Raw genomic sequence first — 22,566 nt, 5'->3', positions numbered from 1 at the left:
GGGGGGGGGGGGCGCCCACCCCCCCCGGGCGGGGGGGTGGGGCCGGGGGTGGGGGGGGTCCCCCAACCCCCCCCCCCCCCCCCGGGGGGCCCCCCCCCCCCCCCCCGCGGCGCTGCGGCGGTTGCTCACTGTCGCCGAGCCGGAGGGTGAACAGCTGGTCGCTGTCGCGCCGGCACTGCCGGTGCGGCACATCTTCCGCCGGTTCTGGCCGTATACGCGCGGCGGACGGAGGTGGCTGCTGCCGCTCGTGGCGTTCTGCGTGGTCGGCCCCGGCATCGACGCGGCGGAGATATGGCTGTTCAAGGTGGTGGTGGACGAGGTGCTCGTCCAGCGCGACCTCAGCCCGTTCCTGCCGATCGCCCTGGCGTACGTCGGGCTCAGCCTCGCCTCCGGCATCGTGTCGTTCGCCGATGACGTGACCTCCACCTGGGTGGGCGAGCGATTCCTGCTCGCACTGCGGGCAGACGTCTTCCGGCATGTGCAGCACCTCTCCCTCGGCTTCTTCGAGCGGCGCAGGCTCGGCGATGTGCTGGCCCGGGTCACCGGTGACGTCGACGCCGTCGAGACGTTCCTGCTCTCGGGCGTGGCCCAGGCGCTGTGGTACGTGATGCGGCTGGGCATCTTCCTGGGCATGCTCTTCTACCTGAGCTGGGACCTGACGCTGTTCGCCCTGGTCGTCGTGCCGCTGTTCTGGTGCGCGGCCCGCTACTTCTCCCGGTTGGTGAAAGCCGCTTCCCGGGAGCGCCGTCGGCGCAGCGGTTCGGTCAGCGCGGTCGCCGAGGAGGTGCTGGGCAACATCGCCCTGGTGCAGGCGTACAACCGCCAGGAGTGGGAGCAGGGCAGGTTCCAGCGCGAGATCCTCGGACGGTACCGCGCCGCCATGACCTCGACCAGGATCCGTGCCGTCTTCGGACCGCTGGTCGACCTCATCGAGCTGAACGGGGCTCTCCTGGTGATGGGCCTTGGCACCTGGCAGCTGGCCCGCGGCCGTCTTACCCTGGGCGAGTTGCTGGTCTTCCTGGCGCTGCTGAGCAAGCTCTACAGCCCGATCCGGGGTATGTCCCACCTCAACAGCACCTTCTACGCGGCCTCCGCCGCGGCGGAGCGGATCATCGAGCTGCTCGACCAGCGCCCGCAGGTGAGCGATGCCCCCGCTCCCGTCCGGCTGGGCCGGGTTCGCGGACAGGTGGAGTTCGACAGTGTCGGCTTCACCTATCCGGGGGCCGCCCGGCCCGCGCTGTGCGACGTGTCGTTGCGCGTGGAGCCCGGGCAGACCCTGGCGCTGGTCGGAGCCAGTGGCGCGGGGAAGTCCACCGTCGCCAAGCTCCTGCTGCGCTTCTACGACCCCGAGCATGGGGCCGTTCACCTCGACGGAGCGGACCTGAGGACCCTGCGGCTCGCCGACGTCCGTGACCATGTGGCCGTGGTGCTCCAGGAGACGCTCGTCCTGCACGGCACCGTGCGCGAGAACATCCTCTACGGCCGTCCGGACGCCAGTGAGCGGGAGGTCGTCGCGGCGGCCCGTGCCGCGGACGCGCACAACTTCGTCACCGCTCTGCCGGAGGGCTACGACACCGTCGTGGGCCAGCGTGGCAGGCTGCTGTCCGGAGGCCAGCGCCAGCGCCTGGCGATCGCACGGGCCATGATCCGTGACGCGCCCGTGCTCCTCCTGGACGAGCCGACCACCGGCCTGGACGCCGAGTCGGGCCGGCGGGTCATGGAGCCGTTGCGCCGGCTGATGGCCGGACGCACCACGATCGTCATCTCCCACAACCTGCTCACTGTCCGCGACGCCACCCGGATCCTGGTGCTGGACCACGGCCGGGTCGTCGAGCAGGGAACCCATCACGACCTGCTGCTGAGCGGCAACACCTACGCCCGACTGCACCGGTTGCACGCCCCCGCGGATCCCGCTGTCACCGCTTCCATGATCAAGGCCTTCCCATGAGCCGTCCGAACCTCGCCTCACCGCGAGCGGTTCCCCGCCATCGGACGGCTCCGCCGGTCTCTCCCCTGCCGCCGGGGGCGACGCCTGCCGCCGGCTACGAGATCCTCGCCCACCTGACCAGGACCGGATGGCTCGACGTGTACGACGCCTGGAGCTACGAGCGCGACTGCCGCTGCCTGGTGAAGACGCTCCGTCCGGACCGCCGACACGAAACACGGCTCCGCGAACGGCTCCTGCGCGAGGGCCGCTGGCTGCAGGCGTTCAGCCACCCGCATCTGGTCCGCGCGTACGAGACGGTCGAGATGCCCGAGTCCCTCGTCGTCCTGGAGACACTGACCGGCGAGACGCTCACCCACCTGATCGGCCGCCTGCGGCACCGGCTCACCGCCCATGACGTGGCCTTCCTGGGCCTGCACCTGTGCTCCGCACTGCACTACCTGCACGGCCGGGACCTGCTGCACCTTGACGTGAAGCCCTCCAACGTGATCATCGACTGCCGGCGCGCCAAACTCCTCGACCTCAGCGTGGCCCGCCCGCCGGGGCCCGCGCCCGCCGGCATCGGCACCCCCTGCTACCTCGCCCCCGAGCAGGCCCGGGGCACTGGTCTGTCCGCCGCCGCGGATGTGTGGGGCGTGGGCATCACCCTGTACGAGGCCGCCACCGGTGATCTCCCCTTCCCCGAGGTCACTTCCGCCACGACGGACGGCGAGCCGGCCGGCGACCCCGGCGCCCCGTCGGCGTCCGCGAGCCTCAGCGACACCTACAGCCGGCAGCACCGGTACCCGCAGCTGGAGGGCAGGGCCGCACCCGTGGGCACCCGGCGCCGCCTGCCGCGTGCGCTCGCCACCGCGATCGACGCGTGCCTGGAACCGGACCCCACCGCCCGGCCGAGCCTCGGCTCCCTCGCCTCGGCGCTCGACGCGCTGCTGCCCTTCCACCGCAGGGACGTGGAGTCACCGGAACCCGAGCCGTCTCGCAGACAATCCCTTCACGAGGATGCTACGTATTAGAGATATGCACCATTTGGGGCTTTCTCTGGAGCGGATGCCCGATGACGCGCTGCTGGCAGGACTGACGACCGACGATCCCGAGTTCGCGGTGGCGTTCGTCCGCCGGTTCCAGCACAAGGTCTTCGGCGTGGCCATGACGGTCACCGGCGACGTCCAGCTCGCCGAGGACGTGGCCCAACAGACCTTCGAACAGGCCTGGCGCCACGCCCAGGTCTACGATTCGCGCCGTGGATCAGTGCGTACCTGGTTGACGGCCATCGCCCACAACCTGGCGATCGACGCCGTGCGCTCCCGCAGAGTTGTCCCCGTGGACCCCACCCGGATGGCACCGCTGCTGGACGCGGCCACCGACAGCCCCGAGCGGCTGGCGATGGCCGACGAGGACTCGGCCGAGTTGCGGCGGGCCATCGCGGAGCTGCCGCCGGGCCAGGCCCGTGCCATCGTCATGGCCGGCGTCTACGGAATGACCGCGCAGCAGGTGGCGGACCTGGAGCAGGTACCCCTCGGCACCGCCAAGACCCGGATCAGGACGGCTCTGGCCAAGCTGCGCGAGACCCTGACGCACAGGCAGGACACGACATCATGACCGGCGACGACCTGTTCACGTGCCAACGGCTGCGGGACATCGCCGCCGAAGTGGCACTGGGAGTACTGCCCGCCCAGGAGCGCGCCACCGCCCTGGCCCACCTGCAGCACTGCCCCGCCTGCCTGGAGAACGTCCGGGAGCTGGCGCGCACGGCCGACGAACTGCTCTACCTGATTCCCCGACGCGAGCCGCCGGTGGGGTTCGAAATGCGTGTGCTCCAGCGCATCGGACTACCGCCCCAACGCCGTCGCCGGACACTGCGCCAACGGTTCGCCCTCGGTGTCGCAACCGCTGTGACGGCCGCGGCGCTGGCGGTGGGCGGATGGGCGATCGGCGTCACCTCCGCGTCCTCACCGACCGCCGGCCCTGCCCGGACCGACCGGCTGCTCAGCGCCGACCTCACCTCCCAAAGCCAGGACGTCGGGCGCGTCTTCACTTACACGGGTCGGCCGCACTGGGTGTACATGTCGGTGGACGCCGACGACCTCCCCGCGCGCGTCCGGGCCGACCTGCACGGCGCATTCACCTGCCAGATCGAACGGGCGGACGGCTCCACCACCATCATCGGCGCCTTTCCCCTGGCCGCCGGCTACGCCCAGTGGGTCGCCCCCTACTCCACCGGCTCGTCACCCGTGACCAAGGTGCACCTGCTCGCGGCCGACCGCTCGGTCGTGGCCAGCGCCACCCTCCATCCGTCCGGCTACTGAGCTCCTCGGGTTGTTGTCGGCTGGTGGGTGAAGGTCAGTCTGGTGCCACTGAGCTTGTCCGGCGGTTCCAGCGCGGGCTCACGCCGGTCATTCGTAGGATCGGTGAAGCCCGAGGACTCCGGGTATGGCAGTCAGCTTGTCGCCGTCTGATGGCTGAAAAAACTTGGCCGCTCGGAGTCCGTGACGGTCACAACCGCTCATTGGGATAAGCGACTTGATCGCTGTGTAGGACTACGCCGTGAGGCCGTCCGGCAACCGCCGCACTCGCCCGGCACCACCGCCGCAAGACACACAAAACAGGTACCACCCCCGTGCTGTGTTCCCCTGCTCGGGCCTCACCATCACGGATCCCGCTCCTTGCACGGTCATGGGTGATCGCGTCAGAAGCGACCGCGTCGGCCTGGCATTTCGACTCCTGGGCGCTGGGCGAGGTGGACTTCGGCTGCGCCAGGCCACCACCGCGCGGGGGAGCATTCGGCCTGTTTTGGTCAGCAGTGTGCAACCGGCCGACCCGCCAACGCCGTGTCCGCGAACCGTGCTCGTGTCATAGCCGACCGGTGATCGCCTGCAAGGCCACTCCGGTCACGCCGACGACGATCCACAGGATGGCACCCAGCAGCAGGGGCCGCGGGCCCGCTTCGCGCAGCTGAGAGAACTTGAGTGACAGACCGATCCCCGACAGGGCGAGGGTGATCAGGAACGTGCTGATCACTGGAAGCACCAGCTGCCATGAGGCGGGGATTCCGCCGCAGGTGGCCAGAGCCGAGGCGGCGAGGAAACCGATGACGAACAGCGGGAACGCGCGCCATATGCGCCCGCTCGTCGTCTCGTTGGGCTGGACATGGATGGCCCGCCGACGCCAGGTCCGCCACATCACCAGGACCGCGCAGATCGGCACGATCATGAGGCTGCGCGTCAGCTTGACCACCACCGCGTACGCCCCGGCCTCCGTTCCGTAACTGTATGCGGCCGCCACGACCGAGGACGTGTCGTTGATCGCGGTGCCGCTCCACAGCCCGAACGCCTCCTGCGACAGGCCGAGCAGATGTCCGATCGGAGGAAACAAGAGCACGGCGGCGATGTTGAACGTGAAGATGGTGCCCAGGGCGTAGGCGACCCGGGCCTCGGCGGCGTCCACGGCGGCGGTGACCGCGGCGATCGCCGAGGCTCCGCACACGCCGGTACCGACCCCGATCAGCAGCCCGGTCTCGCGGTGGACCCCCAGCAGCCCGCCGACGACCCGGGCACCGCCCAGTGCCACGGCCAGCGTGCCCAGCATGACCGGCAGCGATCCGGCCCCTACGTGCAGCACTTCACTCAAGGGAAGTCCGGCACCGAGCACGATGATGGACGCCTGCAGAACCTGTCTGCCGACGAAGGCGTACCCGGGGCGCAAGCGCTCCGCCCGTCCGGGTGCGGCGCCCCGCCCGAGCAGTGCCCCGGCCAAGGCACCGACCACGATGCCGAACACCGGGCCGCCCACCGTCGGGACGAGGCGGCCCAGCCATGTGGCCGGCAGAGCGACCGTCAGAGCGACTGCCAGCCCGGGCACTTTGGCGCCCACCGCACGTGCGGTTCGTCTCGTCCCGGCGAGAGCGCGCTGTGGGAGCGGCTTGACCAGCAGGGCGTAGGACGGTTCCATGGCGTCTTCTTCCTGATCCGTTCCGTACGGTTGCTCGATCCGCGCCGTACGGCTTCCTGATCCGTTCCGCACGGCCGTCTGGTTCCGTTGCGCACGACAGCCGTGATCCGTACTGCACGATCACCGCGCACAGTCGGTGTTCGGTAGAGACCGATTTCCGAGGAGGTCATAAGCAGTGCTGATGGGGCTCCCGCCGGAGACACCGGAACTGAAGGTGCTGGAACTGCTGGTCTCGGTCGCTGAGACCGGCAGTCTCGGCCGGGCCGCCGCACGCCATGGGATGAGCCAGCCCGCCGCGAGCATGCGGATCAGCGCCCTGGAGCGCCGACTTCGGCTGGTACTGCTCGAACGGAGTTCCACCGGGTCGCGGCTTACCCCTGCCGGAACCGCCGTCGTGGAATGGGCACTGCCGGTCCTCGACGCCGCCAGGGCGCTGGTCAGTGGTGTCGCCGCGCTCCACGCAGATCAGCAGGGCCGACTGCGGATCGCGGCGTCCATGACCATCGCGGACCACCGGGTGCCGGGGTGGCTGATCGCTCTGCGCGCCAGACTCCCCGAGGTCAAGGTCGCCCTGCGGGTCGGCAACTCGGCTCAGGTCGCGGACATGGTGCGCAGCCGAGAGGCCGACCTCGGCTTCGTCGAGGGCCCGCGCGCGCCCGACGGTCTTCGCAGTCGCACCATCGCCGAGGACGAACTCGTCGTAGTGGTGGCACCGGGACACCCTTGGGCCAGGCTGCGACACCCGCTGGCGCTGCGCACGTTGGCCGCGACCCCGCTGATCGTGCGGGAGCAGGGGTCGGGAACGCGCGACGCCGTCTGGGAAGTCCTGCGCCGGTCCGCTGCACACGATCCCCTGACCTCACCAGAGACAGCTCTGCCCGACTTGCCTTCGGCAGGTACTCCCCCGCCGCCCGGTGCCGTCGGCAGCCGACCGCGAAGTGCCGTCGTCGGCGGCGTGGTTGTCGGGCCGAGAACAGACGCAGAGCCAGCCGCGCCCGCGGCGGAGCTCGGTTCCACCACCGCGATCAAGTCCGCGGTGTCGGCGGGCGACGCTCCCGCCGTCCTGAGCCGTCTCGCCGTGTCCGCCGAGCTCGACGACCGGCGGCTGATCAGCGTCCCACTGGAAGAGCCCGCCCTGCTGAGGCGGCGTTTCCGCGCCGTCTGGCCGCGTGAGACGCCACCGACGGGGCCGGCCGCCACGCTGCTCGCCCTCGTCTGCGGCAGGTAGCAAGAGGTCGGTTCCGTTCGCGCGGCTCGCTGCAGGGCAGCATGCGGTGGTGGCGAGCCGATACCGGTGACGCCCTGGAGGGCCGGCGCCCCGCGGCGAGTACCAGGACGCACGGCGCGCGTTGCGCACCCGCCGTTCCGTCCGACCGATGGCCCCGGCAGCCCGGCAGGCGGCGCGAACAAGTCTCCCGTCGGCGCAAAGCCTGGCGATATGAACCCGCAAACGACTGTTCTGCCTGGTCAGCGGGGCGCGTACAGGGAGGAGGTTGGCGTAACCAACCCGTAATTCCGGCCACTGGCTGACGTAACACGCCATCCCCAGCATTCCGGCCATGACAGGGATCATCGCTGGTGGCAGAGGGGCAGGCAGCCGTGTCGCACCGGTGCGGCGGGTCCGGGACGTGCTGCGTACGCGGATTCTCACCGGCGTGTACGGCACCCGGCCGTTGCCCTCCGAGGCGGAGTTGGCGGCCGAGTTCGCGGCCAGCCGCAACGTCGTCCGGGACGTCCTCGCGCTGCTGCGCATGGAGGGCCTGGTCGACCGTATCCCCGGCGTCGGAACGTTCGTCGTGTCGGGGAAGGCCGTGCAGGGGCTGGACCGGCTGCGCGGGCTGGCGGAGTGCTTCGGCACCGGCCCGGACCGCATCGTCAACCAGGTACTGCTGGCGGACACCGTGCCCGCCACACCCACCGTGGCCGAGCGTCTCGAACTCACCCCCGGGACCGAGGTGATCGCCCTGGAGCGGGTGCGGCTGCTCGACGGGCAGCCCCTGTCCCTGGACGCCAGCTACCTTCCCGCGGACATCGGCAGACCCCTGCTGGAGATGGACCTGACACGGCACGACGTCTTCGGGTTGCTCGAAGGCGAGTTGGGCCTGCCTCTGGGCGCCGCCGCACTCTCCATCGAGGCGATCGCCGCCGACCGTACGGTCGCCGATCTTCTACGGGTGCCCGACGGCTTCCCCCTGCTGTTCCTCGAACGGCTGACCTACACGGATGCCGGCCGGCCGATCGATCTCGAGTTCGTCCGCTTCCGCGGCGACCGGATGTCCCTGGCCGGCTGGCTCCACCGCACCCCCGACCCGCTGCTGAACCACCCGTACTCCGAAAGGGGCTGACTTCCGTGCAGATTCCACCTCAGTCGCAACGGCGCGAGCTCACCTGCGACGTCCTCATCGTCGGCGGAGGCACCGCCGGCACGATGGCGGCGCTGACCGCGGCCGCGCACGGCGCCGACGTGCTGCTGCTGGAGAAGGCCCACGTGCGTCACTCCGGTGCGCTGGCCATGGGCATGGACGGGGTGAACAACGCCGTGGTGCCGGGCAAGGCGACGCCCGAGGACTACGTCGCGGACATCACCCTCGCCAACGACGGCATCGTCAACCAGCGCACCGTCTACGAGACCGCGACCCGCGGCTTCGGCATGGTGCAGCGGCTGGAGGGCTACGGCGTCAAGTTCGAGAAGGACGAGCACAACGAGTACGCCGTACGCAAGGTGCACCGCTCCGGCAGCTACGTGCTGCCGATGCCGGAGGGCCGCGACGTCAAGAAGGTCCTGTACCGCACGCTGCGGGCCCGCCATGTGCGGGACCGGGTCACGATCGAGAACCGGATCATGCCGGTGCGGGTCCTCACGGTGGAGGGCCGGGCGGTCGGTGCGGTGGGCTTCGACACCCGGTCCGGAGAGTTCGTCACCATCTCGGCCGGTGCGGTCATCCTGGCGGCCGGGGCCTGCGGACGGCTGGGCCTGCCGGCCAGCGGCTATCTCTACGGCACCTACGAAAACCCCACCAACGCGGGCGACGGCTACGCGATGGCGTACCACGCGGGCGCTGAGCTGTCCGGCATCGAGTGCTTCCAGATCAACCCGCTCATCAAGGACTACAACGGTCCGGCGTGCGCCTACGTGGCCAATCCCTTCGGCGGCTACACGGTCAACGCCGACGGCAACCGGTTCGTCGACTGCGACTACTGGTCCGGTCAGATGATGGCCGAGGTCAAGCGGGAGCTGGACAGTGCCCGCGGCCCCATCTACCTCAAGCTGAGCCATCTGCCGGACGCCACGATCAACCAGATCGAGGGCATCCTGCACACCACCGAGCGGCCCACCCGCGGCACCTTCCACGCCGGTCGCGGACACGACTACCGCACCCGTGACATCGAGATGCACGTCTCGGAGATCGGCCTGTGCAGCGGGCACTCCGCCTCGGGCGTGTGGGTGGACGAACACGCCGCGACCACGGTGCCGGGCCTGTACGCCGCCGGGGACATGGCCTGCGTACCGCACAACTACATGATCGGCGCCTTCGTCTACGGGGACATCGCCGGCGAACACGCCAGTACCTTCGCCGCCTCCGCCGGCCGGCCCGCCCTGCCGCAGGACCAGATCCAGGCGGCGCACGAGCTGATCTACCGCCCGCTGTCCCATCCGGACGGCCCGCCCCAGCCGCAGGTGGAGTACAAGCTGCGCCGCTTCGTCAACGACTACCTCCAGCCGCCCAAGACCGAGCGCTATCTGACCCTCGGTCTGGAGGCGTTCGGGCGGATGAACCGGGACATCGCCCAGATGGGCGCCCAGACCCCGCACGAACTGATGCGCTGCGCCGAGGTCACCTTCATCCGGGACTGCGCCGAGATGGCCGCCCGCGCCTCACTGGCCCGTACGGAGAGCCGCTGGGGGCTCTACCACCAGCGCGCCGACTGGCCCGAGCAGGACGACGCGAACTGGTTCCGCCATCTGAACCTGCGCAAGAGCGCGGGAACAGGCGAGATGGAGTCACTGACCCGGCCGGTGGCGCCCTACATCGTGCCGGTGCCCGGCTTCACCCGCCCGGACGGGGTACCGAACGAGCCCGCCCCGGCCGGCGCCGACCTCGCGGCGGTGTGGGGATGAGCAGCAGCACGCCGATCCGGCGCCCCCACCGCATCCTGGCCCTCCTCGAACTCGCCGAGGAGGCCCCGACCACGGAGGAACTGGAGGAGTTCCTGACCGACTCCGACCCCGATGTACGCCGGACCGCGCTGACCGTTCTCAGTGAGGCCGCCGAGTCCTGGGAGGAGCCCTCGCCCGTTTTTGCCGCGGCCCTGCTGGACCCCGACGAGGCTGTCCGACGCACCGCGCTGGAGCTGCTCGGCGAGCTGCGCGAGGTGCTCGTACCCGGCGAGAGCTTCACCCGGTCGCTGCGCGCGGCCTGCGAGCACCCGGACGCCGACGTCCGCGCCACCGCCGTCGGCTCCCTCTGGCGTCACCGGCAGTGCGCCGTCGAGGAGTTGACAGCCCTGCTGCCCGACGTCGACGAAGGGGTGCGCTGCGAGGTCGTGCTCGGGTTCGTCTCCCTCGACGCGCTCGACGCCCTGGCGGGGGCCGCTGCCGACCCCGCCAGGGCTGTACGTCTCGCCGTGGCCCGGGGACTGGCCGCCGTCGGGGACCCTCGTGGCGTCGCCACCCTGATCCGCCTCGCCCAGGACACCGAGGTCCTGGTCCGCGCCGCCGCACTGACCGCCATGGCACACACCGGCTGCACCGAGCAGGCGGCCGCCCTGGCCCGCGCGGCGCTGGACGACCCCGCCTGGCAGATCCGGCAAGGTGCGGCGGCGGCCCTTGCCGTCGCGGATGCGGCGGAGGCGGTCGCACCGCTGATCGCCGCCACCCGGGACACCAACCTCGATGTGCGCAAGGCCGCCGTCAAGGCGCTCGGGGGCATGGCGGCGGGGCGCCCGGAGGTCCGGGCCGCCCTCGAGGTGGCCGTCACCGACGTGGACGCCGATGTCCGCGCCTTCGCCCGTATGGGCCTCACCGATTCCCTGACCACCGAACAAGGCTGAAGGAGACCACTGATGGCGCAAGCGGCGAACCGGGTCGACGTACCGGTCACCATCGACGAAGCCAAGTGCATCGACGGATGCACGCTCTGCGTGGACATGTGCCCGCTCGACTCACTGGCCATCCACCCCGACACCGGCAAGGCGTACATGCACGTCGACGAGTGCTGGTACTGCGGCCCCTGCGCGGCCCGTTGCCCGGTCGACGCGGTCACCGTCGACATCCCGTTCCTGCTGCGGTGAGCGGGACCTGACATGAACCCCTCCCCGCGCCCGGACATGCTGCCCACTCACCCCGGACCGCGCACCACGCGCCCGGCCGGCCGCGGCCGGCCTGTGCTCGCCGTATTGGCGGTACTCGGGTTCGGTGCCAGTGCCTGCGGCACCGGCTCCGCGGCCGATTCCTCGACCGTGGTCGTCGACATCGGCTACCAGTCCAAGACCATCAACACCGTCACCGCAGGCACCCTGTTGCGTGAGCGCGGCACCTTCGAACGCAAGCTGAACGCCATGGGCAAGGCCAACGGCAAGCACTACAAGGTCGTCTGGCAGGACTTTCCCTCCGGGCCGCCGCTGACCGCGCAGATGATCGCCGACAAGGTGGACATCGGCTCCATGGGCGACTACCCGGTCCTCGTGAACGGCTCCAAGACCGCCGAGTTCCCTGATGCCAAGTCCGAGTTGGTGGCGGTCACCGGCTACAACCTGCGCGGCTCGCTCAACGAGGTCGTCGTACCGAAGGGCTCCTCGGCCCAGAAGCTGTCCGACCTGCGGGGAAAGGTGATCTCCACAAGCGTCGGGTCGGCCGCCCACGGAATGCTGGTGAACGCCCTGCGCAAGAACGGGCTGAGCTCGGACGACGTCAAGGTACTCAACCAGGATCCGGCGGTCGGCGCTTCGGCGCTCCAGGGACACCAGGTCGCCGCGCTGTCCCAGTTCGTGCCCTGGCCGCAGCTCATGGTCTTCCGCAAGCAGGGCAGGCTGCTCTACGACGGCGGCTCCAACGGCGTGCCGACCTTCCACGCCGTCGTCTCCCGCAGGTCGTACGCCGACGCCCACCCCGAGGTGATGCGGGCCTTCCTGGAATCGGTCCGGGACACAGCCGACTACCTCAACCAGCACCCGCTGGCCGCCGCAGAGCAGGTCGCCAAGATCACCGGCATCGAGCCGGAGGTGGTCTACCTCTACAACGGGCCGAACGGACTGGTGACCTTCGACCCGACGATCAAGCCCCAACTGGTCGACGCTCTAGCAGCCGACCTGCCGTTCCTGAAGGATCTCGGCTCGGTCAAGGACCTGGACCTCAACAAGTTCGTCAACGACAGCTACCTGCGCAAGATCTACGGCTCCTCCTACGACACCGCCCGGAAGAAGACCACCTCCGCCAACACGCTCACCGGTCAGGACCCGGTCTGCCACAAGCCCGTCGCCAACCCTGCCACCGCCTCCGAAGTGTGGTTCAGCGGCGCGCAGTCGACGGCGGTCGCGGCGACACCGACCTGCCTGCTGCGGCAGATCGCCGCACACCACGGGAGCGTACGCGCCGCCTACGTACCGGACGCGACGAACGGAACCCGGATGTTCACGTTCGCCGCGACCTGGGTGCTCGACCCGGCGGCACCCGCGGACTCCCGGCTGCTGCCGTTCGAGCTGACCGCCGACGCGGACTCCTACCTGGCGGGCCACTCCGGCGCCCGCGAGCTCAGCTACGAGGCGGCACTGGCGGCTTCGTGAGCGACAGCGAAACGCGAGAACAGCAGGACACCTCACATCGCAGGAGCACCGACGACCCGTAGAAGAGAGGACGCATGACAACAACCCCCGTCTCCCAGCAGTCCCTGTCTCCCACTCCTGATCCCGCCACCGTCTCCCCGCGACCGGCCCCCGGACTTCGCCCGCTCATCAGGGCCGGAGCGTGGCCCCGCCGGCTGGGCGCGGCAGCACTGTCGCTGCTGCCGCTGGCCGCGGCGATCCTTCTCTGGTACCTCCTCACGGCCGACAACGTCGTCCTGTGGCTGCGCTTCGACAAGGTGCCCGGCCCCCTCGACGTGTTGCACACGCTTCGAGGCCGGCTCGCGTCCGGCGGCTACTACACGGACCTCCTGGCAAGTCTGCGCCGTATCCTGCTCGGCTTCGGGCTCGCCGCGGTGAGCGGGGTGACCGTCGGCATCGCCGTCGGGCGATCCCGGGTCGCCCAGATCCTGGTACGGCCGCTCATCGAAGTCGCACGGCCGATTCCGGCGATCGCGCTGGTGCCGCTGGCGATCCTGATGTTCCCCACCGGCGAGCAGGGCATCGTGTTCATCACGTTCTTCGCGGCGTTCTTCCCGGTGGTGGTGAGCACCATCCACGCGATGAAGACCCTGCCCAAGGTGTGGGAGGAGGCCGCCCGGACCATGGGCGCGGGCCGGTTGTCCGTACTGGCCCATGTGGTGCTCCCCGGAGCGATGCCCGGGATCTTCTCGGGGCTGTCGGTCTCCGTGGGTGTGGCCTGGATCTGTGTGATCAGCGCCGAGATGATCTCGGGGCAGTTCGGCATCGGCTACTACACCTGGCAGTCCTACGGGCTGCTCGACTACTCCGGCGTGGTCGTCGGCATGCTGTCGATCGGCATCCTCGGCTGGGGAACGGCCTGGCTGGTGGAGCGGATCGGTGCGCGGATCAACCGCTGGCTGCCGAGGAACGCCCGGTGAGCGCCGGAGCGCGGGTCCGGCTGGAAGAACTGAAGCTGGCCTTCGGCGACATGCCGGCCGCCGAGGTCGACCTCGATGTGCGGCCCGGAGAAATCGTCATCCTGCTGGGGCCCTCCGGCTGCGGAAAGTCAACCATCCTGCGCGCGCTGGCGGGACTGCTCCAGCCCACCGCCGGAAGCGCGGAGGTCGACGGAAAACCGGTGGGCGAGACCGACGCGGTGTGCGCGATGGTCTTCCAGGAGGACGCCCTGCTCCCCTGGCGCACGGCCGCACGCAATGTCGAGTACGCGCTGAAGCTACGGGGCGTACCGCGCGCCCAACGGCGTGGACAGGCCGAGGAGTTGCTGGCCCAGGTCGGCCTCGAAGGCTTCTCCGGTCATCTGCCGGGCCAGTTGTCGGGCGGCATGAGACAGCGTGTCCAGCTCGCCCGGACCCTCGCCACCCGCCCCCAAGTGATGCTGATGGACGAGCCGTTCGGCGCCCTGGACGCCCAGACCCGTTCGGAGATGCAGCAACTGCTGGTCTCGGTCTGGCAGCAGTACGGCACCACGATCCTGTTCGTCACCCACGACGTCGACGAGGCGCTGCTGCTGGGCGACCGGATCGTACTGCTCACACCTCGCCCCGCCACGGTGAGCAAGATTGTCGACATCCCCAACCCACGGCGTCCTGGAGCCCAGTTCGAGCCCGAGTTCGCCCGTCGACGCTACGAGATCCTCGCGTCGATGGGTGACGCCCAGCCCGCCGTCCTGTCCCCCGAAGGCGCCTGACGCCCCTCTCGACCGTCTGCCCCACCCCCTGTCCTGGTCTTCCGCACCACCACAGCAAAGGAGCCACCCATCATGACCTTCGTCATCGGTGCCGCGTGCGTCGACGTCATGGACCGCGCCTGCGTCGACGAGTGTCCGGTGGACTGCATCTACGTCGGGGAACGCATGGCCTACATCAACCCCGAGGAGTGCATCGACTGCAGCGCGTGCGAACCCGTCTGCCCGGTCGAGGCAATCGCCACAGTGGATGACCTCGCGCCCGAGGAAGCCGTATTCGCCACGGAGAACGCGCGCTTCTTCACCGACGTGCTGCCCGGCCGCGCCGAGCCGCTGGGTACACCCGGCGGAGCGGCCGACCTCGGCACGATCGGCGTCGACACACCCTTCGTCCAGACCTACGTCGCGTCATGAGCGACACCCTGTCCGGACGGAGCGAACGGACCGAGCGGCTCGACCGTGTGGTGATCCGGTTCGCCGGTGACTCCGGAGACGGCATGCAGCTCGCCGGCGACCAGTTCACCTCGGCGGCGGCGGCCTTCGGCAACGACCTGGCCACGCTGCCGAACTTCCCCGCCGAGATCCGCGCTCCGCAGGGCACCATCCCGGGAGTCTCCTCGTTCCAGGTGCACTTCGCCGACTACGACATCCTCACCGCCGGAGACCGGCCGGACGTGCTGGTGGCGATGAACCCGGCCGCGCTGAAGGCCAACCTCGCCGACCTGTCGCCGGGCGCGACGGTGATCGTGAACACCGACGAGTTCACGCCGCGCAACCTGGCCAAGGCCGGGTACGGCTCCAACCCCCTGGAGGACGGCACCCTGACCGCGTTCCAGGTCCACGAGGTCGCCATGGCCACGCTGACCAGAGGCGCGCTGGCGGACACGGGCCTGAGCAAGAAGGACGCCGAGCGAGCGAAGAACATGTTCGCCCTGGGCCTGCTCTCCTGGATGTACCACCGCCCGACCAGCGGGACCGAGCGCTTCCTGCGGCAGAAGTTCGCGCGCAGACCCGACATCGCCGAGGCCAACATCCTGGCCTTCCGGGCCGGCTGGCACTACGGCGAGACCACCGAGTCGTTCGCCGTCACGTACGAGGTCGCACCCGCGACAACACTCCCCTCGGGCGAGTACCGGCAGATCACCGGCAACACCGCCCTGGCCTACGGCCTCGTCGCCGCCGGCGCACGGTCCGGACTGCCGGTGTTCCTCGGCAGCTATCCGATCACCCCCGCCAGCGACATCCTCCACGAACTGTCCCGGCACAAGAACTTCGGTGTGACGACCGTGCAGGCGGAGGACGAGATAGCCGCCGTCGGCGCCGCGCTGGGGGCAGCGTACGGCGGGGCGCTGGGCGTGACCACCACCTCTGGTCCCGGCCTCGCCCTCAAGAGCGAGACCATCGGCCTGGCCGTGATGACCGAGTTGCCCCTGCTGGTGATCGACGTACAGCGCGGCGGGCCGTCCACCGGACTGCCCACCAAGACGGAACAGGCGGACCTGCTGCAGGCGATGTTCGGCCGCAACGGCGAGTCCCCCGTGCCGGTCCTCGCCCCCTCCACCCCGGCGGACTGCTTCGACACCGTCCTCGACGCGGCCCGGATCGCGCTCACCTACCGCACACCGGTGCTGTTGCTGTCCGACGGCCACATCGCCAACGGCTCAGAGCCCTGGCTGGTCCCGGACGTATCCGAACTGCCGGACCTGAGCGTCGAGTTCACCACCGAGCCCAACGCCCCCGACGGCTCGGGCGGATTCTGGGGCTATCTGCGCGACCCGCACACCCTCGCGCGGCCCTGGGCGGTGCCGGGCACACCCGGGCTCGAACACCGGATCGGCGGTCTGGAGAAGGCCGACGGCACGGGCGACATCTCCTACGACGCCGACAACCACGACCGTATGGTGCGACTGCGACAGGCCAAGATCGACGGGATCACCGTGCCCGACGCGGTGGTCGACGACCCGTCCGGCCGGGCCGACGTCCTGGTGGTGGGCTGGGGCTCCTCGTACGGGCCGATCGGCGCCGCCGCACGCCGCGTCCGCAGGACCGGCCACCCCATCGCGCACCTGCACCTGCGCCACCTCAACCCCCTACCGGCCAACCTGGGCGACGTCCTCTCCCGCTACGAGCGCGTCCTGGTCCCGGAGTTGAACCTCGGCCAGCTCGCACTGCTGCTCCGGGCGAGATATCTGATCGACGCCGTCCCGTACACCAAGGTCGCCGGTCTGCCGTTCGGGGCGGAAGAGCTGCAGGGCGTGTTCACCGACGCGATCGAAGGAGTGCGGACATGACCGCCGTTGACCTCGGCCTGCCAACCCTCGGCGGGCAGGCACGGGTGCCCGCCGCCGAGACGAAACTGTCGGCGACGGACTTCAAGTCCGACCAGGAGGTGCGATGGTGCCCCGGCTGCGGTGACTACGCGGTCCTGGCGACGGTGCAGAACTTCATGCCCCGACTTGGACTGCGGCGCGAGAACACCGTGTTCATCTCGGGGATCGGCTGCTCCAGCCGCTTCCCCTACTACATGAACACCTACGGGATGCACTCCATCCACGGCCGCGCCCCGGCCATCGCCACCGGTCTCGCCGTGACCCGTCCCGACCTCTCGGTGTGGGTGGTCACAGGGGACGGCGACGCCCTGTCAATCGGCGGGAACCACCTGATCCACACCCTGCGGCGCAACGTGAACCTGAAGATCCTTCTCTTCAACAACCGGATCTACGGGCTCACCAAAGGCCAGTACTCACCGACCTCCGAGCCGGGAAAGGTCACCAAGTCCACCCCGATGGGCTCGGTGGACACTCCCTTCAACCCGGTGTCGCTGGCACTGGGCGCCGACGCCACCTTCGTGGCGCGCGTCCTGGACTCCGATCGTGCCGGTCTCACGGCGGTGCTCGGCGCCGCCGCGGAACACCGCGGCACCGCGCTCGTGGAGATCTACCAGAACTGCCCGATCTTCAACGACGGCGCCTTCGACGTCCTGCGCCGGCCCGGCGAGAAGGAACGGCGCCTCATCCCGCTGCGCCACGGCGAACCTGTGCGTTTCGGCGCCGACGGCGAGTACGGCGTGATCCGTACCGGGCCCGCAGAGGCCGGTGGCCTGGCGACGGCGAAGGTCTCCGAGGTCGGTGAGGCCGCGCTGGTGGTGCATGACGCCACCCTCCCGGACCCCTCCTACGCCTTCGCCCTGTCACGGCTGTCCGCCACCGACCTCGGCCACACCGTCACCGGCGTCTTCCGCTCCGTCAGCCGCCCGGTCTACGACGACCAGGTCCGCGCCCAGATCGACCAGACCACCTCCGCCGCCCCCGCCGACCTCCAGTCGCTGCTCACCGGCAAGGACACCTGGACCGTCGCCGACTGACGCCACACCGCATCTCCCCCGCACCAGCCCCGGATACGGAGCCCTCCTGTGCCCCTTGCACCCGCCCACGAAACCCTCGCCCCGACCGCGGAGGCCGTCCGTCAGGCGCTGACCGGCGTCCTCGACCCGGAGATCCAGCGGCCCATCACCGACCTCGGAATGGTCAAGGAGATCACCGTCGGCGCGGACCGCACCGTCACCGTCGGCATCTATCTGACGGTGTCCGGTTGCCCGCTGCGCGAGCGGATCACCGCGGACACCACCGCCGCCGTGTCCGCACTGCCCGGCGTGGCCGCAGTACGGGTCGAGCTGGACGTGATGAGCGACGACCAGCGCACCGAGCTGCGCAAGAGCCTGCGGGGCGAGGCGCCGGAGCCGGAGATCCCGTTCGCCCGGCCCGGCTCCCTGACCCGGGTGTACTGCGTCGCCTCCGGCAAGGGCGGCGTCGGCAAATCCACCGTCACGGTCAATCTGGCCGCCGCGATGGCCGCCCGCGGTGTGTCCGTCGGGGTGGTGGACGCCGACATCCACGGCCACTCGGTCCCCCGGATGCTGGGAACGACGGACGGCCCCACCCGGGTGGAGAAGATGCTCATGCCGCCCCGGGCGAACGGCGTGAAGGTGATCTCCATCGGGATGTTCACCCCGGGCAACGCACCGGTGGTGTGGCGCGGACCGATGCTGCACCGCGCCCTGCAGCAGTTCCTCGGCGAGGTGTACTGGGGGGATCTCGACGTCCTGCTGCTCGACCTGCCGCCCGGAACCGGCGACATCGCCATCTCCATCGCCCAGTTGCTCCCAGAGTCCGAGATTCTCGTGGTGACCACCCCGCAGGCAGCCGCGGCCGAGGTGGCCGAGCGGGCCGGAGCCATCGCCGCACAGACCCGTCAACGCGTCGCCGGGGTGGTGGAGAACATGTCCTGGCTGCAGCTGCCGGACGGGTCGACGACACAGCTCTTCGGCTCGGGGGGCGGCCAGTCGGTCGTCGAATCGCTGTCTCTCGCCCTGGGCACGGAAGTCCCACTGCTCGGCCAGGTGCCACTGGACCCCCGCCTGGGCGAGGCGGGCGACGCCGGAACGCCGCTGGTCCTGAGCGAACCGGAGGCACCGGCAGCAGTAGTGCTCCGGGACATCGCGAAAAGGCTGTCCGTGCGCCCCCGTGGCCTGGCCGGTTGCCGGCTTCCGGTCAGCCCGTCGTCGAACGGGCGCCACCGCGAATCGACTGCCTAACGCGGCACCGTCTTGATAGCTCTGCTATACCTGCGCCAGTCCTCCCGTGCCTTCGGCGGCGCCTCACTTCGACCGACTTCCCCGTCGCCGCTACCCCCGCACAGGGCCAACTCTGGGGAGAATCTGGGGAGTATGGACGGCACTGGGGAGCACGTTCGGAGAATCAACTGCACAGTGCGGCACGAAACTGAAAGGCACCGCAATGAGCATCGGCCCAGGCCAGAGACGCCGATGGCCGCATAAGAGCAGGTCAGCGCCGTAAGGTAGACAACTTCACGGGTAATGGCTCACTTCAGCGCCACGGCGCCCAGGGCGCTGCGTGATCGCGACGTACTGCGTGCCCGCTTGAGTGCGGTGCGGACCAGGCCGGTTGGGCCCTTGAACGACTGGGTGGAGCAACTGCGCGGAAGGCTCGGTGACGGCGAGAGCGTTCCCTGGTTCGGCCAGGCCGTATGGCATTGGTCCATAGCGTGCGGCCCCGCCAGTCAGCGATGACGGCGGCCTTCATCGTGTTCTGCTTCTTCTTCCCCGAGACGAACGCGCGCCAGCCACCACGTCCGGCCGGTGGTCGGCGGACCTGGATCTCCGTGGCGTCCAGGCGCAGCTCGATGCCTTCGGCCTGGGCGTAGGCGAACACATCCGTCAGCGTCCGAAGACGCAGGCCGGGACGGTCGGGGACGGCGCATCCTCGCTCCGCAAGGAGCGTGCGTACTTCTGCGATCGCGCGGGTGACGGTGGAACGGTCGACACCGAACAGCAGTCCCAGCACCGGGTGCGACAGGTCGGGCCGCAGATGGATCAGCGTGGCCATCAGCCGGTCGACGAACACCAGTTGGTGGCGGGCGCCGGCCCCCCGGCCCGCTTGCGGACCCCGCCGCGCGCAGCATGGCGACGACCCTCGCCCCCGGCCTGCCACGGCACCGCCAACAGGCCAGATGGTGCCGAGGGATCCCCCGTGAACAGCCGATGCGGCAGGACCGCCCGATTGACCATGATCGCCACACCAAGATCATGCCACCGGCCAGGCGCGACGCCTCACTCGCTATCACGCACCAACTCGTAAAAGGGTGTTGCACAAGGCCGCATTAGAGCAGGTCAGGGCCTGTACCGCACTGCATCTGGTGGGCCGGGCATGCACGGGCTGCGGCGCTGCGAGGTGATCGAGTGCGACAGGGCTTTCGCCGATACCTCGCGGACCGCACGACAGCGCTATTGCTCGCAGCGCTGCGCCAATCGCGACGCCGTCCGCAGGCATCGTGCGCGAGCCGCGGTCGCCTGACCAGTTGCCGAGGTCGTTGCATAGAGCTCGTAACACGATCATGCGCCCCAGTCCCAGTAGTCGTGGTGGAGCGTGGGAGCGTGGCCCTGGATCGTGGGCAACGGTCTGGGTGAGGAACGGGAGCTGGATGAGCGCGGTATGGGCGGCGACATCACCGGAATCGGGACTGTTCCATCCGGAAGAGAGGCGTTCAGAGGTGAAAGATCTGTCAGACCGCTTCAACCACCTGCGTTCTCTTGGCCAGGGGTACATCGAGGTTCGGTCGCCGACCAGGGACTTCCCCGTGCTGACGCTGGGCTTCCGAGATGATCACGCGGTCGTCCATCTGATGAGTGACATCGAGCGGATGTCTCTGCTCGTAGGCGACGGCACCGTGCCGGCAGGTGCCCAGGTCGAAGTCCCGATCATGGATGACCTTGCCGCGTTCACGGGCGACTTTGTCCTGGATATCGATCGCGTATGGGACCTGGTGCACGACTTCACCCAGACGTGGATGGCCGGCCGTCTGGGTGAGTGGTGTGAGTTGTAGCTGAATGATCGTGACACGATCATGATCGGTGCCTCTTCAGCCGCCTCCAGCAGATGAGGCCGCAGGCCAATGAGACGAAGGCGTCGTGGAGTTCGGTGCGGCGTTCCCATCGGACGGCAAGGCGTTTGAACTCGCGGAGCAGGGCGAAGGTCTGCTCCACCACATAGCTGAGCTTGCCCAGGCCCTTGATATCGGGGGCACCCTTGCGGGAGATGACCGGCAGGATTCGGCGCTTCCGCAGTTCATCGCGGTTGGGGTGGGAGTCGTAGCCCTTGTCGCCGAGCAATGCCTCGGGGCGGCGGCGTGGACGGCCAGGGCCTCCTGCAACGGGCGGGATGCCGTCGACCAGGGCCAAGGTCTGGGTGACGTCGTTGACGTTGGCGGCGGTGGTGATGACCTTGAGCGGAGTGCCGCGTCCGTCGCAGATCAAGTGGTGTTTGCTGCCTGTCTTCCACCGGTCGACCGGCGACGGACCGGTGTCGGTGCCCCCTTTTTCGCGCGGATGTGGGAACCGTCCACACACGCTCGCGCTCACCATGGCCGACCGGACACCGGTTTCGCCGACCGCACCCGGCCCGGCACGCCGCCGCACCGTCAAACAGCTCGCCGACGCCGCCCAGCCGGAAGAACTCTTCACCGGCCAGTGGCAGAACCGGCCCTCCACCCTCGACGAGTACAAAACCTACCTCGACGACCGCTGGAACGAGGGCTGCACCAGCGCCTGGAAGCTACGGGAGGAGATCGTGCCGCTCGGTTACAAAGGCAGCTACCAGCGCGTCCGCGCCTACCTGCACAAGAAGCGCACCTCGCCGCGGCCTGTGACCGCCCGGCCGCCCTCGCCCCGAACAGTCGCCGGATGGATCCTCAGCCGCCCGAGACCCTCACCGAGCCCGAACAGCTCCGCTGCAAGACCGTCCGCGCTCACTGTCCCGAACTCGACGCCCTCACCCGGCATGTCCGCTCCTTCGCGGTCATGCTCACCGAGCGCCAGGGCGAAGGCCTGCCGCACTGGCTCAACGCCGTCCGGAAGAACGGCCTGCCCAGCCTCCACACCTTGCCGCAGGCATCAACCGCGACCTCGACGCCGTCATCGCCGGACTGGCCCGGCCGCCGCCGAAGCGGCCAGCCGCCTCGAAGGCTTCCGCCACCGGGCGACTCACCCTGCCCTGGAACTCAGGCGCCGTCGAAGGACACGTGAATCGCATCAAGATGCTCAAACGCCAGATGTTCGGCCGCGCCGGTTCCATCTCCTACGAAAGCGCGTCCTGCTCTACACATGACACCACTCGCGGCGCTGGAGCCAAGCGTCTCTCTGCACCGGATCGTGTTCTTCCTGCATGAGCTCGGACTGCTCACACCCGACCACCAGCGCACGACAGCCGCCAGCCCGTCACTGGCCCGCCTGGACACCGCCCGCACAGACGCCTTGCACCGTCAGGCCATCGAAGCCAAGCTCCGACAGCTCCCCAACGCCATGGCCGACCAGATGCCGGGCCAAGGACGTGTGGAACGGTGCCGTCTTCGGCCATGCCGGCTGTCTGCACTTCACCGGAATCCACCAGCCATGGCTCCGCAGCGCCGCAAAAGAATGGGCGTTCTTCTCCCTGCCTCAGCGCCGCGGCAAGGCCATCGCCACGTGCCAAGAAGTCGTCAGCGCTTTCGCGCTCCTCTCCGAGAGCCTTCGGCTGCAGCGCGGAGGACTGCGGCAACGACATCCGGGCCGTGGGCCGCAGAGACATCACTGCCTTCGCTAACCGGCTTA

General features: G+C 69.6%; 18 protein-coding genes and 3 pseudogenes. 18 read left to right on the top strand and 3 right to left on the bottom strand.

Features of this window, described 5'->3' with window-relative positions; genetic code table 11:
* Positions 1-121 precede the first annotated feature (121 nt).
* The 4 genes from ABZT02_RS43765 to ABZT02_RS43750 are packed head-to-tail and all read left to right on the top strand — an operon-like array spanning position 122 to position 4,251.
* Positions 122-1,948: an ABC transporter ATP-binding protein gene (locus ABZT02_RS43765; RefSeq protein WP_356028533.1), complete on the top strand. Its 1,827-nt coding sequence runs from the start codon at positions 122-124 to the stop codon at positions 1,946-1,948.
* The gene (locus ABZT02_RS43760) at positions 1,945-2,958 is read left to right on the top strand and encodes a serine/threonine-protein kinase (RefSeq protein WP_356028531.1); all 1,014 of its coding nucleotides are present in this window, start codon (positions 1,945-1,947) and stop codon (positions 2,956-2,958) included. The genes ABZT02_RS43765 and ABZT02_RS43760 overlap by 4 nt, the downstream gene beginning before the upstream one ends.
* Before the next feature lie 34 nt (positions 2,959-2,992).
* The gene (locus ABZT02_RS43755; protein WP_356028528.1) at positions 2,993-3,544 is read left to right on the top strand and encodes an RNA polymerase sigma factor; all 552 of its coding nucleotides are present in this window, start codon (positions 2,993-2,995) and stop codon (positions 3,542-3,544) included.
* Positions 3,541-4,251 carry a hypothetical protein gene (locus ABZT02_RS43750; protein ID WP_356028526.1) on the top strand — a complete coding sequence of 237 codons (711 nt, stop codon included), beginning with the start codon at positions 3,541-3,543 and terminating at the stop codon, positions 4,249-4,251. The genes ABZT02_RS43755 and ABZT02_RS43750 overlap by 4 nt, the downstream gene beginning before the upstream one ends.
* A gap of 544 nt (positions 4,252-4,795) precedes the next feature.
* Here the strand turns inward: ABZT02_RS43750 and ABZT02_RS43745 are convergent.
* Positions 4,796-5,893, bottom strand: a complete 1,098-nt coding sequence (locus tag ABZT02_RS43745) for a putative sulfate exporter family transporter (protein ID WP_356028524.1) — start codon at positions 5,891-5,893, stop codon at positions 4,796-4,798.
* A 181-nt stretch (positions 5,894-6,074) separates the two neighbouring features.
* Between ABZT02_RS43745 and ABZT02_RS43740 the strand changes: the two genes are divergently transcribed.
* From ABZT02_RS43740 to ABZT02_RS43690, 11 genes and pseudogenes are all read left to right on the top strand, one after another.
* Positions 6,075-7,121, top strand: a complete 1,047-nt coding sequence (locus ABZT02_RS43740; RefSeq protein ID WP_356028541.1) for a LysR substrate-binding domain-containing protein — start codon at positions 6,075-6,077, stop codon at positions 7,119-7,121.
* Positions 7,122-7,452: 331 nt separating this feature from the next.
* On the top strand, positions 7,453-8,238 hold the full coding sequence (locus ABZT02_RS43735; protein ID WP_356028521.1) for a GntR family transcriptional regulator: 786 nt from the start codon (positions 7,453-7,455) through the stop codon (positions 8,236-8,238).
* Positions 8,239-8,243: 5 nt separating this feature from the next.
* Positions 8,244-10,945, top strand: a pseudogene (locus tag ABZT02_RS43730) (fumarate reductase/succinate dehydrogenase flavoprotein subunit).
* A 12-nt stretch (positions 10,946-10,957) separates the two neighbouring features.
* A complete protein-coding gene (locus tag ABZT02_RS43725; RefSeq protein ID WP_266801446.1) occupies positions 10,958-11,185 on the top strand; it encodes a ferredoxin family protein in 228 nt (75 codons plus the stop codon).
* A 12-nt stretch (positions 11,186-11,197) separates the two neighbouring features.
* The gene (locus tag ABZT02_RS43720) at positions 11,198-12,676 is read left to right on the top strand and encodes an ABC transporter substrate-binding protein (RefSeq protein ID WP_356028518.1); all 1,479 of its coding nucleotides are present in this window, start codon (positions 11,198-11,200) and stop codon (positions 12,674-12,676) included.
* A 74-nt stretch (positions 12,677-12,750) separates the two neighbouring features.
* Positions 12,751-13,635 carry an ABC transporter permease gene (locus ABZT02_RS43715; protein WP_356028516.1) on the top strand — a complete coding sequence of 295 codons (885 nt, stop codon included), beginning with the start codon at positions 12,751-12,753 and terminating at the stop codon, positions 13,633-13,635.
* A complete protein-coding gene (locus ABZT02_RS43710) occupies positions 13,632-14,405 on the top strand; it encodes an ABC transporter ATP-binding protein (RefSeq protein WP_356028513.1) in 774 nt (257 codons plus the stop codon). Before ABZT02_RS43715 ends, ABZT02_RS43710 begins: the two co-directional genes overlap by 4 nt.
* Positions 14,406-14,477: 72 nt before the next feature.
* Positions 14,478-14,816 carry a ferredoxin gene (fdxA, locus tag ABZT02_RS43705; protein WP_356028510.1) on the top strand — a complete coding sequence of 113 codons (339 nt, stop codon included), beginning with the start codon at positions 14,478-14,480 and terminating at the stop codon, positions 14,814-14,816.
* Positions 14,813-16,693 carry a 2-oxoacid:acceptor oxidoreductase subunit alpha gene (locus ABZT02_RS43700; protein WP_356028508.1) on the top strand — a complete coding sequence of 627 codons (1,881 nt, stop codon included), beginning with the start codon at positions 14,813-14,815 and terminating at the stop codon, positions 16,691-16,693. The genes fdxA and ABZT02_RS43700 overlap by 4 nt, the downstream gene beginning before the upstream one ends.
* Entirely contained in the window at positions 16,690-17,766 is a 1,077-nt protein-coding gene (locus tag ABZT02_RS43695; protein ID WP_356028506.1) for a 2-oxoacid:ferredoxin oxidoreductase subunit beta, read from the top strand. The genes ABZT02_RS43700 and ABZT02_RS43695 overlap by 4 nt, the downstream gene beginning before the upstream one ends.
* A gap of 48 nt (positions 17,767-17,814) precedes the next feature.
* Complete coding sequence (locus ABZT02_RS43690; RefSeq protein ID WP_356028503.1) at positions 17,815-18,996, top strand: Mrp/NBP35 family ATP-binding protein; 1,182 nt, start codon at positions 17,815-17,817, stop codon at positions 18,994-18,996.
* Positions 18,997-19,372: 376 nt separating this feature from the next.
* Here the strand turns inward: ABZT02_RS43690 and ABZT02_RS43685 are convergent.
* Positions 19,373-19,989: pseudogene (locus ABZT02_RS43685) on the bottom strand (transposase family protein); the annotation flags it as partial.
* A 130-nt stretch (positions 19,990-20,119) separates the two neighbouring features.
* On the opposite strand from ABZT02_RS43685, the pseudogene ABZT02_RS43680 reads away from it, so the two are divergent.
* Positions 20,120-20,275 (top strand): annotated as a pseudogene (locus ABZT02_RS43680) (CGNR zinc finger domain-containing protein); the annotation flags it as partial.
* A 127-nt stretch (positions 20,276-20,402) separates the two neighbouring features.
* Positions 20,403-20,804 carry a hypothetical protein gene (locus ABZT02_RS43675; RefSeq protein WP_356028500.1) on the top strand — a complete coding sequence of 134 codons (402 nt, stop codon included), beginning with the start codon at positions 20,403-20,405 and terminating at the stop codon, positions 20,802-20,804.
* 19 nt (positions 20,805-20,823) lie between these two features.
* On the opposite strand, the gene ABZT02_RS43670 is transcribed toward ABZT02_RS43675, so the two are convergent.
* A complete protein-coding gene (locus ABZT02_RS43670) occupies positions 20,824-21,468 on the bottom strand; it encodes an IS5 family transposase (protein WP_356028498.1) in 645 nt (214 codons plus the stop codon).
* A gap of 192 nt (positions 21,469-21,660) precedes the next feature.
* On the opposite strand from ABZT02_RS43670, the gene ABZT02_RS43665 reads away from it, so the two are divergent.
* Positions 21,661-22,002 (top strand): hypothetical protein, encoded by a 342-nt coding sequence (locus tag ABZT02_RS43665; RefSeq protein ID WP_356028496.1) that lies wholly within the window; start codon positions 21,661-21,663, stop codon positions 22,000-22,002.
* Positions 22,003-22,566 lie beyond the last annotated feature (564 nt).

It is taken from the genome of Streptomyces sp. NPDC005402, from assembly GCF_040606575.1.
Classification (GTDB): domain Bacteria; phylum Actinomycetota; class Actinomycetes; order Streptomycetales; family Streptomycetaceae; genus Streptomyces.
Note: the sequence above shows the minus strand (reverse complement) of the source record. Positions and strands in the feature narration are given on the sequence as shown.

Coding starts and splice junctions, on each gene's coding strand:
- ABZT02_RS43695 (WP_356028506.1), top strand. CDS start 16,690: ATGACCGCCGTTGACCTCGGCCTGCCAACCCTCGGCGGGCAGGCACGG.
- ABZT02_RS43720 (WP_356028518.1), top strand. CDS start 11,198: ATGAACCCCTCCCCGCGCCCGGACATGCTGCCCACTCACCCCGGACCG.
- ABZT02_RS43735 (WP_356028521.1), top strand. CDS start 7,453: ATGACAGGGATCATCGCTGGTGGCAGAGGGGCAGGCAGCCGTGTCGCA.
- ABZT02_RS43740 (WP_356028541.1), top strand. CDS start 6,075: ATGGGGCTCCCGCCGGAGACACCGGAACTGAAGGTGCTGGAACTGCTG.
- ABZT02_RS43665 (WP_356028496.1), top strand. CDS start 21,661: ATGGATCCTCAGCCGCCCGAGACCCTCACCGAGCCCGAACAGCTCCGC.
- ABZT02_RS43755 (WP_356028528.1), top strand. CDS start 2,993: ATGCCCGATGACGCGCTGCTGGCAGGACTGACGACCGACGATCCCGAG.
- ABZT02_RS43750 (WP_356028526.1), top strand. CDS start 3,541: ATGACCGGCGACGACCTGTTCACGTGCCAACGGCTGCGGGACATCGCC.
- fdxA (WP_356028510.1), top strand. CDS start 14,478: ATGACCTTCGTCATCGGTGCCGCGTGCGTCGACGTCATGGACCGCGCC.
- ABZT02_RS43725 (WP_266801446.1), top strand. CDS start 10,958: ATGGCGCAAGCGGCGAACCGGGTCGACGTACCGGTCACCATCGACGAA.
- ABZT02_RS43675 (WP_356028500.1), top strand. CDS start 20,403: ATGAGCGCGGTATGGGCGGCGACATCACCGGAATCGGGACTGTTCCAT.
- ABZT02_RS43715 (WP_356028516.1), top strand. CDS start 12,751: ATGACAACAACCCCCGTCTCCCAGCAGTCCCTGTCTCCCACTCCTGAT.
- ABZT02_RS43760 (WP_356028531.1), top strand. CDS start 1,945: ATGAGCCGTCCGAACCTCGCCTCACCGCGAGCGGTTCCCCGCCATCGG.
- ABZT02_RS43700 (WP_356028508.1), top strand. CDS start 14,813: ATGAGCGACACCCTGTCCGGACGGAGCGAACGGACCGAGCGGCTCGAC.
- ABZT02_RS43745 (WP_356028524.1), bottom strand. CDS start 5,893: ATGGAACCGTCCTACGCCCTGCTGGTCAAGCCGCTCCCACAGCGCGCT.